This is a genomic window from Nocardioides bruguierae (assembly GCF_023656415.1).
GTDB lineage: Bacteria > Actinomycetota > Actinomycetes > Propionibacteriales > Nocardioidaceae > Nocardioides > Nocardioides bruguierae.
The window spans coordinates 1-11,984 of sequence record NZ_JAMOIL010000002.1; the positions used below are offsets into that span (position 1 = coordinate 1).

At 74.6% G+C, this 11,984-nt stretch carries 13 protein-coding genes and 1 pseudogene; 7 read left to right on the top strand and 7 right to left on the bottom strand.

Annotated elements, in window-relative coordinates; genetic code table 11:
* Nucleotides 1-112 (top strand): annotated as a pseudogene (locus tag M8330_RS22650) (IS5-like element ISMt1 family transposase); the annotation flags it as partial.
* A gap of 69 nt (nt 113-181) precedes the next feature.
* Here the strand turns inward: M8330_RS22650 and M8330_RS02420 are convergent.
* Genes M8330_RS02420 through M8330_RS02430 form a run of 3 tightly spaced genes read right to left on the bottom strand, consistent with a single transcriptional unit; the run spans nt 182 to nt 2,652 of the window.
* Nucleotides 182-1,171, bottom strand: a complete 990-nt coding sequence (locus M8330_RS02420) for a hypothetical protein (RefSeq protein WP_250826048.1) — start codon at nt 1,169-1,171, stop codon at nt 182-184.
* Nucleotides 1,172-1,209: 38 nt separating this feature from the next.
* Complete coding sequence (locus tag M8330_RS02425; RefSeq protein ID WP_250052553.1) at nt 1,210-1,608, bottom strand: GNAT family N-acetyltransferase; 399 nt, start codon at nt 1,606-1,608, stop codon at nt 1,210-1,212.
* A 54-nt stretch (nt 1,609-1,662) separates the two neighbouring features.
* Nucleotides 1,663-2,652, bottom strand: a complete 990-nt coding sequence (locus tag M8330_RS02430) for an EamA family transporter (protein WP_250826049.1) — start codon at nt 2,650-2,652, stop codon at nt 1,663-1,665.
* Between the two features lie 47 nt (nt 2,653-2,699).
* On the opposite strand from M8330_RS02430, the gene M8330_RS02435 reads away from it, so the two are divergent.
* The gene (locus M8330_RS02435) at nt 2,700-3,242 is read left to right on the top strand and encodes a CGNR zinc finger domain-containing protein (protein ID WP_250826050.1); all 543 of its coding nucleotides are present in this window, start codon (nt 2,700-2,702) and stop codon (nt 3,240-3,242) included.
* A gap of 26 nt (nt 3,243-3,268) precedes the next feature.
* Here the strand turns inward: M8330_RS02435 and M8330_RS02440 are convergent, their stop codons facing one another.
* Nucleotides 3,269-4,147, bottom strand: coding sequence for an endo alpha-1,4 polygalactosaminidase (locus M8330_RS02440; protein ID WP_250826051.1), 879 nt, complete (start codon nt 4,145-4,147; stop codon nt 3,269-3,271).
* Nucleotides 4,148-4,400: 253 nt separating this feature from the next.
* Between M8330_RS02440 and M8330_RS02445 the strand changes: the two genes are divergently transcribed.
* A complete protein-coding gene (locus M8330_RS02445) occupies nt 4,401-4,769 on the top strand; it encodes a response regulator (RefSeq protein WP_250052562.1) in 369 nt (122 codons plus the stop codon).
* A gap of 25 nt (nt 4,770-4,794) precedes the next feature.
* On the opposite strand, the gene M8330_RS02450 is transcribed toward M8330_RS02445, so the two are convergent.
* Complete coding sequence (locus M8330_RS02450; RefSeq protein ID WP_250826052.1) at nt 4,795-5,586, bottom strand: hypothetical protein; 792 nt, start codon at nt 5,584-5,586, stop codon at nt 4,795-4,797.
* 117 nt (nt 5,587-5,703) lie between these two features.
* On the opposite strand from M8330_RS02450, the gene M8330_RS02455 reads away from it, so the two are divergent.
* Nucleotides 5,704-6,396, top strand: a complete 693-nt coding sequence (locus tag M8330_RS02455) for a response regulator transcription factor (protein ID WP_250826053.1) — start codon at nt 5,704-5,706, stop codon at nt 6,394-6,396.
* A 43-nt stretch (nt 6,397-6,439) separates the two neighbouring features.
* On the opposite strand, the gene M8330_RS02460 is transcribed toward M8330_RS02455, so the two are convergent.
* The gene (locus M8330_RS02460) at nt 6,440-7,831 is read right to left on the bottom strand and encodes a sensor histidine kinase (RefSeq protein WP_250826054.1); all 1,392 of its coding nucleotides are present in this window, start codon (nt 7,829-7,831) and stop codon (nt 6,440-6,442) included.
* A 137-nt stretch (nt 7,832-7,968) separates the two neighbouring features.
* A complete protein-coding gene (locus M8330_RS02465; RefSeq protein ID WP_250826055.1) occupies nt 7,969-8,316 on the bottom strand; it encodes an Hpt domain-containing protein in 348 nt (115 codons plus the stop codon).
* A gap of 184 nt (nt 8,317-8,500) precedes the next feature.
* Between M8330_RS02465 and M8330_RS02470 the strand changes: the two genes are divergently transcribed.
* The 3 genes from M8330_RS02470 (at nt 8,501) to M8330_RS02480 (ending at nt 11,977) form a co-directional block, all read left to right on the top strand.
* Nucleotides 8,501-9,157 (top strand): putative pterin-binding protein, encoded by a 657-nt coding sequence (locus tag M8330_RS02470; protein ID WP_250826056.1) that lies wholly within the window; start codon nt 8,501-8,503, stop codon nt 9,155-9,157.
* Between the two features lie 8 nt (nt 9,158-9,165).
* Nucleotides 9,166-11,427 (top strand): hybrid sensor histidine kinase/response regulator, encoded by a 2,262-nt coding sequence (locus tag M8330_RS02475; protein WP_250826057.1) that lies wholly within the window; start codon nt 9,166-9,168, stop codon nt 11,425-11,427.
* 61 nt (nt 11,428-11,488) lie between these two features.
* A complete protein-coding gene (locus M8330_RS02480) occupies nt 11,489-11,977 on the top strand; it encodes a VOC family protein (RefSeq protein WP_250826058.1) in 489 nt (162 codons plus the stop codon).
* Nucleotides 11,978-11,984 lie beyond the last annotated feature (7 nt).

Here is an 11,984-nt window from a genome sequence, read left to right on the forward strand (position 1 = left end):
CTTCAACGACCACAAGCAGTGGCGAGGGATCGCCACCCGCTACGACAAGCTGGCTGTCGTCTACCGAGGCGGCGTCGTGCTCCGCACCATCACCATCTGGCTACGCGAATAACCAGACACTCCCTAGGCCCGCCCCCGCTAGGCCCGCCCCCGCTAGCCCGCCTCCGCTAGCCCGCCCCCGCTAGCCCACAGGGCCCGCGAGCGAGGAGAGCACGCTCGCCAGTGCGGGCTCCCGGAACGAGCGCACGACGGCGCGGTCCTTGGCGCAGGACAGGTCCAGCACCACGTCCTGCACCAGGAGCCGTGCGCCGGGTCGGGCGTAGGTGTCGCGACTGCGGGCGCTCACCACGACCACCTCGCCGGCCGGCGGGGCGCCCACGCCGCGCCGGCACGTGGTCGGCCGGCGGCCGTAGATGCCCGCCACGTCGCGGGCGCGCTCCAGGACCCGGTCGGACACCCCTGCCCGGGCCAGGGCGAGGTAGGCGCCGCCCGCCTGCCCGTCCTGCCAGTCCTGCCCGTCCTGCCCGTCCTGCCCGGCGCGGTAGGCGCACAGCCAGGAGCGGCGCAGCGAGCCCGGGCCCTCGACCGTCCAGGCGTAGGAGGTCCGCGGCAGCACGTCCATCGTGGTCGGGCACAGTCGCTGCGGGCGCAGGCTCCCCAGCACCCGCGCGCGCACCGCCTCGTCGTCGCTGGTCACCGTGACCGTGGTGCCCAGCACGGCCACCGTCCGACGCACCCAGCCGTCCCCCAGGTCGGTGGTGCCGGGCTCCAGGTCCGCGCCGAGCCAGACCGACGGCTGCGTCGGCACCGGCGCGCCGTCGAGGGGGGTGCACAGGTCCGAGACCTGGACGGGGCGTCCGACCCAGCCGCCCTGGTCGGGTGCGTCCCCGCAGGTCGCGAGGCCGTCGTCGAGCGCGACGGGCGCGACGCCGCTCCCCCACGCCGCCGGCACCGAGACCGCGACCTCACGCCAGACCTCGGTGCGCCAGCCCCGCACCGGCGACCCGTCGGCGGCCACCTCCGAGACAGGCTCGGAGGGACTCGCCGCGGACGTGGTGGGCGCAGGCTCGGGGGCGTCTGCGGTCGTGCAGGCGGCCGCCGCCCCCAGGAGCAGCAGGCCCAGCAGGGCGGGCAGCCGTCGGGCGACAGGACGGGCAGGGCGGAGGCTCATGCCCCTACGACGCGCCGGAGGCCGCGGGAGTTGCACGCTCACGCGCCCGGGTAGAGGCGGAAGCCGCTCATCGCCTTGTGCCCGAAGGAGCCGTAGAACGCCTCGGCCCCCTGGGTGACGAGGTCCATCCGCAGGGTCGCGGTGGCCTGGAAGGTGGCGACGACGAGGAGGCGGCCGATGCCCCGGCGTCGGTGGTCGGGGTGCACGGCGACGAACGAGAGGTGGCTCTGGAGCACGCCGTCGCCGACGGCCTGGGCCCAGCCGACCACCTCACCGCCGTCGTCGGCCACGTAGGCCACAGACCCGGGTGCGGTGCACACCCGGTGCACGACCTCGGCGTCGACCAGCGAGGGCCACTGCACCAGCCGCGACAGGCGGGCGATGCCGTCGGCATCGGCGCGAGTGGACTCCTCGTAGGGGCGCACGTCCACAGGCATGCACCGACCCTAGGGGGCCGGACCCGGACGCGGGGCGCCCGCCCGGGTGGCGTGTCAGGCGGGGACGGGCTCGGGGCGCTCCGTGGCGCTGGTGACGGAGCGGTCCTCCCCCAGCTTCACGGCCACCACGCCGGCGAGCACCAGCACGCCGCCGAGCAGCTGGACGAGGCCGGGCAGCTCCGCCAGCAGCAGCCAGGCGAACACGACGGCGGTGAGCACCTCGGTCAGGGAGACGAAGGAGGCCAGCCGCGAGCCGAGCCGCCGGCCGGCGGCGATGCCCGTCGTGTAGGCGACGCCGGCGGTCACGACGCCGAGCAGGGCCAGCGGCAGCCACCACGGCACCGAGACCGAGCCGGCCACGGTGCCGTAGTCCACCGCGTCCAGCGAGCCCGCCATCGGCAGCACGCCGACGGCACCCAGGGCGCCCAGCACGAGGGTGGCGACGACGAGGCCGCCGGCGGCGAGGGTCAGCGGCGGGAGGCCGTTGCTCTCGTCCGCGTTGAGGATGAAGTAGGTGGCGGCCCCGATCATGGCGCCGAGCGCCCAGGCGACGCCGAGCAGGCTGACGTCGGCCCCGGAGAACAGGTCCAGCACGAGCACGAGCCCGGCCGTGGCGAGCGCGGCGCCGAGCACGGTCACGCGGCCCGGTCGCTGGCCCTGGCGCAGCCACAGCCACAGCACGACGACGGCCGGGGCGGTGTACTCGATCAGCAGCGCGGGGCCGACCTGCATGTGCTGGACCGCGGAGAAGTAGCAGAACTGCGCGCCGGCGACCGCGAGCAGGCCGTAGACGACGACCACGCCGCTGTTGCGGGCCAGCAGGTGCCAGCGCCCGGCCAGGTCCCGCAGGCCGAGCGGGGTGACGACGAGGGCAGCGATCGCGATGCGCGCGAGCACGGCCGCGCCCGGCGTCCACCCGGCGTCCAGCAGGCCCCGGGCGAGGGCACCGGACAAGCCGAAGGAGGCGGAGGAGACCAGGGCGAGCATGAGACCGGAGCGGACCCGCGAGGAGGGACGGCGCACGGCGGCGCTGTCATGAGTCATCGTCGTCATGGGACATGACGCTAGGGCTGCTTTGGTAAGTTGTCAAAGTGGTATTCGCCCATGACACCGAGATGGCCCTGCAGTCCGCGGTCTGGCTCGTCAACACCGCCGAGGAGGAGCCGGACGCGCTGAGCACCGTCGCGTCCCTGGACGCCTTCTTCGCCGCGTGGGAGTACACCGGCCGGCACGAGCGCACCCTGGCAGAGCTGGAGGAGGTCCGCGCGCTGCGCAGCCGCCTGCGCGCCCTCTTCCTCGCACCCCGGGACGAGGCGGTGGAGACCGTGAACCAGATGCTGCACGAGGCCGGGGCCACCCCGCAGCTGGTGCGGCACGACCCCTACGACTGGCACGTCCACGCCGTCGCCCCCGACGCGGCCCTCGCCGAGCGCATCGGCGTCGAGACGGCGATGGCGATGATCGACGTCATCCGCACCGACGACATGTCCCGCTTCGGCATCTGCGCCGACGACGAGTGCGAGGCCCTCGTCCTGGACCTCTCGCGCAACCGGTCCAAGCGCTTCTGCTCGACGACGTGCGGCAACCGCAACGCCGTCGCCGCCTACCGGGCACGCCAGGCCGCGGACGCCTGAGGCGGCTCGCGGGGACGCGGGGGGGCTCAGCAGTAGGCCCGCACCCCGTCGACGCTCAGCGCCCGGTCCCGCAGCACCACCGGCACCGCGGCGCCCTGCGTGCGGCACGTGCGTCGGAAGTCGCGGCGGCGGTACTCCACCATCAGCACCTGGCGGCCGTAGTGGCGTCGGTAGCTCCCGCACTCGCGGTAGCGACCGCACTCCTCGGCCACCGCGAGGTCGAGGCGGACCGACGTGCCGTCCCAGCCGGCGCGGTTCTTCTGCGCGGCGCGGAGGCCGGCCGCGTGCGCCCCGCGCGCCAGCAGCCGCGCGTAGGCCCGGGCGTCCCGCGGGCTCAGGAGGCCACGGCTGCGCGTGAAGGAGTCCAGGTTGTCGTACTCGACCGCCTCGTAGCCGTCGTCCGCGCAGCCCTGCGTCCAGCCGGCCATGATCCGCGCCAGCCGCGCTCGTCGCCGCGGGGTGCGGATGTCGAGCAGCCACTCGCCCCACCCCTCGTCGACCACGGGGTCGCCGTCGGCGTCGGTGAGCACCAGGCGCCAGCGCTGGCGCCAGAACCGGCGCTGGTCGGGCTGGGTCTGGAAGCCGTTGACGTAGCAGACGTCGTAGAGCCCCGCCGGGTCCTCCGTCCGGTCCCGCACCACGATGCCCACGGAGTCGTCCGGCTCGGCGGCGCCGCCGAGCTGGTAGTCCACGTCCTCGTCCGCCGGCAGCCGCGGGGCCCGCGTCGGGGAGTCCCCCGCCGTGGCCCCGGCCGTTGCGGCGGCACCCGATGGCACGGCATCGGACGCCCCGGCGGACCGGGCCTCGTGGCCCGACGGCACCGAGCAGCCCGCCAGCAGCAGGAGCGTCACGATCCCCGCCGTCCACCCCGGCGTCCACCCCGCCCGCACGCTGCGTCCGCCCATGGGCGTGACGGTAGCCCCGCCAGGCCGTCGCCGACAGGCGTGACCTCCGCCGTGCCCGCTCGTTCTGCTCCTGGGACCGCCGTGCCGCAAGGTCAAGGTTCCGACCAGGCGGGTGCGACCCGCCCGCGGGTGTGGGACTCTGAGGACAGGGCCACCACCCGCCCGGCAGCACCACCCGGCAACACCTAGCACCACCGCTGAACCCTGGGACCACGACGACCGTCCGGTCCCGCCCGCTCCCCCAGGAGGAACCGTGCGCGTCCTCGTCGTCGACGACGACCCCGACCTCGTCCTGCTCATCAGCCTGTTCCTGCGTCGCCAGGGCGGGCACGACGTGGTGACCGCCGGCGACGGCCTCGAGGCCCTGGACGTCCTGGCCGCCGACGGTGCCGTCGAGGCCGTCGTCCTCGACTGGTCGATGCCGCGGCTGGACGGGATCGGCCTGGCGACCGCGGTGCGCGGGGACGAGCGCTGGCAGCGCCTGCCGCTGCTGATGGTGACCGCGATGCCGGACCACGGCCCCGCGCTGGAGGCCGGGATCGACCACGTGATCCGCAAGCCGTTCGACTCCGCGACCCTGCTCCAGGCCCTCACCGCCGTCGTGGAGGCGCGGGTCGCCTGACCCTGCTCCCGGGCCGGCCTGCGACCTAGAAGTCGAAGCCGTCGAAGAAGTCGCCGATCCCCTCGCCGATCTCGCCGAAGCCGTCCCCGATGCCCTCGCCCAGCCCGGCGATGCCGTCCCCGATGCCCTCGCCGATGCCACCGAGCGCGTCGAAGCCGCCGAGCCCGCCGAAGAGCAGGCCGGCGAACATCCAGTCCATGGGCGTGAACGCGCCGAAGTAGCCGGCCGCGTACGGCTGGTAGGCGCGACCGGCCTGGTAGTAGGGCACCCGCTGGGAGCCCACCATCACCTTGCGGCTGTCCGGCTCGGCACCCGCGCGGACCCGCTCGGCGTCCAGCGCACAGGCGGGCACGTCGCGCTGGCTGCCGCCCGGCGGCGTCCACGGCACGTCCGTGACCGACAGCCCGTGGCGGGGGTCGAAGAAGCACGGCGGACGACGGACCGGCAGCGGCTCCCCGGCGACCCGGGCCCGCACGCAGGCCATCGCGTACCTGCCGTCCTCGAGGATCTCGGTGACGTGCCGGACGTCGTCGGGCCGCGTCATGGCCGCCACCGAGCCCTTCGCCGACTCGTAGGCGTCGAGCGCCCGCTGGTAGTCGGCGTTCGCGCCGGCGTCCAGGGGCGCACCGGCCAGGTCGGCGTCCAGCTCCTGCAGCTCCACGCCCAGGGCGGTCACGTCCTCCTCCGCGAGGCGACGCACCGGCGCCAGCTCCGCCTCGCGCTGCGCGGCGGCCTTGCGCTCGCTCGCGCGGGAGATCCCGACGGCGAGCGCGATCGCACCGCCGACGACGACCAGCAGGACCACCAGGAGCTCCATGGTGCGAGGCTACCCGGCGGGCGGAGGGCGCCCCGGCTTCGCGACAGGTGTGGAAATGTGCGGTCCACGCCGCGTCAGTCACTGCGCGCACGCGCAGGTCGTGGCAGTCTTTCGTCCATGCCACGCCCCCAGGCCCTCATCGTCGAGGACACCGAGGAGTTCGCCCGCATGGGCCGCAAGGTCCTCGAGCAGGAGGGCTTCGAGGTCACCCACGCGGTCTCCGCGGAGGCCGGCCTCGCCCTGGTGCCCGGCTCGTCCTTCGAGCTCTACCTGGTCGACGTGACGCTGCCCGGCATGGACGGCTTCGAGTTCTGCCGCCGGCTGCGCGAGAGCAGCGACGCCTACGTGATCATGGTGACCGGCCGCGACGCCGACGCCGAGAAGGTCGTCGGCTTCCGGATGGGCGCGGACGACTACGTCACCAAGCCCTACTCCCCGCTGGAGCTCTCCGCGCGCATCCTGGCGATGCGGCGCCGGCCGCGCGCGGCGCCGCAGACCGACGGCCAGGCGCGCAGCTTCGGCCGGCTCGAGCTGGACGCCGACGGCCGCGAGGTCCGCGTGGACGGGCAGCTCGTCGAGCTCACCCGCATCGAGTTCGACCTGCTGGCGGTGCTCAGCTCCGCGCCCAAGCGCGTGTTCACCCGCGCCCAGCTGCTGGAGACCGTCTGGGGCTACTCCGACGGCGACGACCACGTCGTGAACGTCCACATGGGCAACATGCGCCGCAAGCTGCGCGCGCACGGCGACGACGTCGACCTGATCCGCACCGTGCGCGGCGTCGGCTACAAGTTCGACCCCGCCGCTCTCTGAGGAACCCTCCGGGCGGCCGTGGGGGCCTGGGGCACCGCCCGGGTCAGTCCTGACATGCCGCCCCGCGCGGCAGGCGCAGCCGCGCCTCCGTGCCGCCACCGGGCGCGCTGTCGAGCACGATCGAGCCCTGCCAGGAGGCGGCCATCGCCATGGCGGCCGCCAGGCTGAGCCCGGCGCCCTGGTGCTCGAGGCTGCTGGAGGTGCGGGAGCGGAAGAACGGCTCGCCCACGTGGTGCTGCTCGTCCTCGGGGATGCCGACGCCCGTGTCGGCGACGACGATCTCGACCTGCTCGCCCTCGACCTCGGCCACCGAGACCGAGACCATGCCGCCGTCGGGGGTGAACGTGACGGCGTTGTCGACGAGGCGGTCGAGGATCTCGCGCAGGTCGTCGCTCGCGATCCGTGCGCTGGTGCCGGGCGCGGTGTGCTGGCGCACGCCGAGCTCGCGGGAGGCCGGCACGGCACGCGCCAGGACGTCGGTGACGACCTCGTCGACGTCGGCGCGGGCCAGGTCGGCCAGCAGCGGGTCGGGCGTGCCCCGCGCCATGAGCGAGGCGTTCTGCGCGATGTCGAGCAGCCGGGCCACGGAGGTCTCGACGCGGGCCAGGAGCCGCTGCTCCGGGCCGGAGAGGTGGTCCTCGGCTGCCTCGGCCAGCAGCTCGACCCCGCCGCGGATGACGCTCAGCGGCGTCCGCAGCTCGTGGTTGACCGTGGTGAGCAGCTCGCGGCGCATCTCGTCGAACTGGGCGCGGGCGCGCTGCGCCGGGGAGCGCTGACCGGCGACCATCCGTTCCAGCGCCGCCGCGAGCGTGTCGGCGGAGAAGACGAGCAGGCGGTGGTCGCGCGGGGTCCAGGCCCGCGGGCCGCGGCTCCACACCACGAGCAGGTGGCGCTCGCCGGCCACGACGACCTCGGCCAGGCCGACGGCTGCGCCGCGGGTGCTGCCGCCGCCGAGCGGGCCCCACGCCCCGTCCTTCGGGCTGAGGTTGCTCAGGCGCACGCCCTGGCCACGGTCGAGCTGGGCGGCCAGCGACTCGGCGAAGCGGCCCGGGGCCTGCAGCCAGCAGTCCTCGACGCCCATGAGCTGGCCGATCAGGTCGGTGGCGGCGGAGACCACGTCCTCGCGGGCGACGCCGGGCACGGACGGCAGACCGTCATCGCCCAGGAGGTCGGCGACGAGCACCTCGGGGTCGGAGCCGTCGACGGCGGGCCGGCGCGGTGCGCCGGCCAGGGGGTCGGTCAGGGTGGAGTCGGTCATCGCAGGCGAGCTCTCAGCGAGCGCCTTCTCGGCGGCCCGACGCCGACGCACCGCGTCGAGGTCGGTGACGATCGCCAGGCGCGCGTAGACCGCCGGACGCCCGGCGGCCAGCGGCGCGGTGGGCAGGGGGTCGACCCGCGCGGCGCCGGGGACGGGGTGCTCCTGCGTGGTGGTCATGCCCCCAGGCTGACCCGGCTGCCGCAAGGAACGGACAAGTACCGGCACAGTTCGCGGCCAGATCCGTGCGGCTGCCCCGGTGCGCCCGGCTAGGGTCGGCCGACGTCACCGGCCGGCCCTCGTCGGGCGCGGCGCGATCATCGCCCCAGCCAGGCGTGCCACTCCGCCTCGGCCGCGCGGGCGACGGGCAGCACCGAGGCGGCGTCCGCCTCGCCGTGCTCGACGCGTCCGGCGGCCTCGGCCAGCACGAGGGAGCCCATCTGGTTCGAGGTCGAGCGCAGGCTGTGCGCCACCCGGCGCAGGGCCTCGGCGTCGCCGTCGCGCTCGGCGGCCACGAGCTGGGAGAGCCGGTCGTCGAGGGAGTCCAGCAGCATCTCCAGGATCTCCTCGGCCTCCTCACGGGCCCCGAGCTGCGCCCCCAGGTCGTCCAGGACGGCGGTGTCCACGAGCGGGCCGGCGGTGTCGGAGGAGGAGGGGGTGGTCATCGGGGCTCCAGGTCTGTCTCGTGCGAGCGGTGCGTCAACCGGACCCGGACGCGCGGGGGCGGTGTGCACAGTCAACACTCGGCAGGCGTGGATGGCACCTGAGGAGGGGCCGCTGGGGTCGTCTTGTCGCAATCTTGCTCCTGGCTTGCCACTGCCTACCGGTGACGAGGCCACCGTGGTCGTCGTGAGCCACGCCATGCCCCCAGCGGCTGCGACCCCGACCCGGCGCCCCCGGGTGCGCCTGCACGCGCGCCCGCGCGTCCACGCCCTGCGCGGCGGGCTGCCCGCGCTGCTGCTCGCCGGCCTGCTGGTCGGGCTGACCGCGTGCGGCTCCGAGACCGCCACGACGGCCGCCCCCGAGGAGGACGGGGCCACCGGCGCGACGCTCGTCGCCGGGGACGAGGTGCCCGCCCCCACGGGCAAGGTCCTGCTCACCGTCACCGGCGGCACGGTCACCAACGTCGACGGGGAGCTCCAGCTCGACCGCGCGCTCCTGGACGCCCTCGGCACCGTCAGCTACGAGGTCGACGACGTGCAGGCCACCGGCGAGGTCGTCACCTTCTCCGGACCGCTGGTCCGTGACGTCCTGGCCGTGGCCGGCGTGCCGGAGGACGCCACCACGATGCACACGGTCGCGATCAACGACTACAAGGTCGACGTGCCCGTCTCCGACGCCGCCGAGCTGCCGCTGATGCTCGCCACCACCATGGACGGCGAGCCGATGAGCGTGGCCCGCTACGGCCCGACCCGCTTCGTCTACCCCACCGACGGCTACGACCTCGACCCCGCCACCTACAACCCGCGCTGGATCTGGCAGCTGGCGTCCATCGACGTCGAGTGAGGCGCGCCGTGAGCCACCCGCTGCGGGGACGCCGCCCCGCCGCCTGGGTGGTCGCGGGGCTGGGCCTCGTCGTCCTGGCCATGACCACCCTGGTCGGCCTGGAGGTCGCCCAGCAGTCGCGGGCACTCGTCGACCGCGTCGACACCACCGAGGACCTGGTGCTGGCGAACGTCCGCACCCTCGGCCAGACCCAGCGGGAGGTGCTGCGCCTGCAGGTGCTCGTCGTGACGGGCGCCGACGGCCCGACCCTGCGCCGGCAGGCGGCCTTCGTCACCCAGCGGACCCAGGAGAGCGCCCTGGACTCCCACCGGGCCACGCTCGGTGCCGCAGATCTCATCGCGGTCGCCCGCCAGGACGCGCAGGCGTGGCGCAGCGACCTGCTCCCCGACGTCCGGGCGCTCGCGGCCGTGCCCCCCGCCCGGCGGGACCCTGCCGCGACCAGGCAACTCCTGGCAGACTTGGAGGTCCTCGAGGAGTCGTACTTCGACCTCGTCTCCCTCGGGGAGATCTACCGTCGTGAGCAGGCGGCCCAGGCCAACGCGGACAACGAGGAGCTCGTGAACTCCACCCAGGACCTCTTCATGTGGCTGACGGGCACGTTCGCCACCGCTGCCGTGCTGCTCGCGGCCGGCGGCGCGTTGATGTTCCGCCTGCACCAGCAGCGCAGCGCCGCCCACGAGCGGCTCAGCCAGCTCAACGAGGACCTGATGTGGTACGCCCGCATCGTGCAGGCGACGGACTCGATCCTGTTCACCATCGACAACGACGGCCGCTTCACCTGGGTCAACGAGGCCTTCGAGCGGACGATGGGCTACGCCTACTCCGACGTCACCGGCAAGCGCCCGCCGGACGTGCTGCACGGCCCGGCGACCGACCCCGAGACGGTCCGGGCGCTGCAGGAGAAGCTCCAGGACGGCGAGCAGTTCCGCTGCGAGCTGGCCAACTACACCGCCGACGGCCAGGAGATCTGGATGGCCGTGGACGTCTCCCCCGTGCTCGACGAGGAGGGCGCGGTCACCGGCTTCTGCGCCATCCAGTCCGACATCTCCGAGCGGCACGAGGCCGAGCTCCTTCTCAAGCAGGCACGCCTGGACGCCGAGGCCTCGGCCCGGGCCAAGGCCGCCTTCCTCGCGACCATGTCGCACGAGATCCGCACCCCCCTCAACGCGGTGCTCGGGCTCACCGACCTGCTGCTGCTCACCGAGCTCAACGTCGAGCAGCGCGACTACGTCGAGACGGCGCAGCAGTCGGGCCAGCACCTGCTCGCCCTCGTCAACGACATCCTCGACATCTCGGCGCTCGAGGCCGGGCGCATGGAGTACCACGACGACCCGTTCTCGCTCGCCGAGGTGCTGGACGAGACCACGACGATGTTCGTCGCCCAGGCCGAGCGCAAGGGCCTGGACCTGCGGCTCGACCCGGACCCCGGCATCCCGCCGCTGCTGCGCGGCGACGCCGTGCGCGTGCGCCAGATCCTCGTCAACGTCGTCGGCAACGCCCTGAAGTTCACCGAGACCGGCTCGGTGCGGGTCAGCCCCCGCGTCACCGGCCGCGCGGACGGTCGCTGCCAGCTCGAGGTCGTCGTGGCCGACACCGGCATCGGCGTGCCGAAGTGGCGCATCCCCCAGCTGTTCCGCTCCTTCGCCCGCGGGGACGTCTCCTCGACCCGCACCTACGGCGGCAGCGGCCTGGGCCTGGCGATCTCCCGGACCCTGGCCGAGGCCATGGGCGGCACGATCGAGCTCGACTCCGAGCTGGGCCACGGCACCACCGTGCGGATCACCCTCGACCTCGCCGTGGTGGAGGAGGAGCAGACCGCGGCCGTCCGCTCCCCCGACACGCTGCCGCACCACGGTGGCCTGCGCGTGCTGGTGGCCGAGGACGACCTGGTCAACCAGAAGGTCGTGAAGCGGATGCTCCAGCGGCTCGGCGTCAGCCCCGTGATCGTCGCCAACGGCCAGGAGGCCGTCGACGCCGTCGCCGAGGAGGTCTACGACATCATCCTCATGGACGTGCAGATGCCGGTGATGGACGGCGTGCGCGCCGTGCGCCTGGTGCGCGACCTGGACCCGACGCCCCGGCCGTGGGTGGTGGCGCTGACCGCCAACGCCCTCTCCGGCGACCGGGAGCGGTTCATGGCTGCCGGCATGGACGACTACGTCTCCAAGCCGATGACGATCGACTCGCTGGCCGCGGCGCTGGAGCGCGCCTCGCTGCAGCTGCCGAACGCCCTGCCCGGCCCCGAGGCGTCCGAGCCCCGGCGCAGCTGAGGGCAGTACCGACCGGCGCTCGACGCTGGACGCGCGCCGGGACCCGCGGGACGGTGGACCCATGACCACCACGCCCCGCCCCGTCCGTGCCGTCCAGGTGACCCTCGACGCGGCCTCGCCCCGGCGCCTGGGCCTGTTCTGGGCCGAGGTCCTGGGCTACGCCGCCGACCCGGTGCCGGGCTCCGGCGAGGCCCCGGACCCGGCCCGGGTCGAGGAGACGGCGGACGCCTGGCTGGTCTTCCTGCGCGCCCAGGGGGTGCCCGAGGCAGCCCACGACAGCGCGTTCGCGCTCGTGGACCCTCAGGGCTCGGGGCCGCGGCTGTTCCTCCAGCAGGTGCCGGAGGCGAGGTCGGGCAAGAACCGGATGCACCTCGACGTCCGGGCCGCCCCCGGCCTGCGGGGCGAGGAGCGGATGGCGGCCCTCGAGTCCGAGTGCGCGCGGCTGGTCGGGCTCGGTGCCACCCGCCTGGAGCGGCACGAGCCCGGCCCGCGCTCGCACGGGTTCGTCGTGATGGCCGACCCCGAGGGCAACGAGTTCTGCCTCGACTGAGCGGGCC

Bases quoted from the DNA above. Each gene is read 5' to 3' on its own strand.
- M8330_RS02420 (WP_250826048.1), bottom strand. From the start codon at position 1,171: ATGAGCCTCCGCCCTGCCCGTCCTGTCGCCCGACGGCTGCCCGCCCTG.
- M8330_RS02425 (WP_250052553.1), bottom strand. From the start codon at position 1,608: ATGCCTGTGGACGTGCGCCCCTACGAGGAGTCCACTCGCGCCGATGCC.
- M8330_RS02430 (WP_250826049.1), bottom strand. From the start codon at position 2,652: ATGACTCATGACAGCGCCGCCGTGCGCCGTCCCTCCTCGCGGGTCCGC.
- M8330_RS02440 (WP_250826051.1), bottom strand. From the start codon at position 4,147: ATGGGCGGACGCAGCGTGCGGGCGGGGTGGACGCCGGGGTGGACGGCG.
- M8330_RS02450 (WP_250826052.1), bottom strand. From the start codon at position 5,586: ATGGAGCTCCTGGTGGTCCTGCTGGTCGTCGTCGGCGGTGCGATCGCG.
- M8330_RS02455 (WP_250826053.1), top strand. From the start codon at position 5,704: ATGCCACGCCCCCAGGCCCTCATCGTCGAGGACACCGAGGAGTTCGCC.
- M8330_RS02460 (WP_250826054.1), bottom strand. From the start codon at position 7,831: ATGACCACCACGCAGGAGCACCCCGTCCCCGGCGCCGCGCGGGTCGAC.
- M8330_RS02465 (WP_250826055.1), bottom strand. From the start codon at position 8,316: ATGACCACCCCCTCCTCCTCCGACACCGCCGGCCCGCTCGTGGACACC.
- M8330_RS02480 (WP_250826058.1), top strand. From the start codon at position 11,489: ATGACCACCACGCCCCGCCCCGTCCGTGCCGTCCAGGTGACCCTCGAC.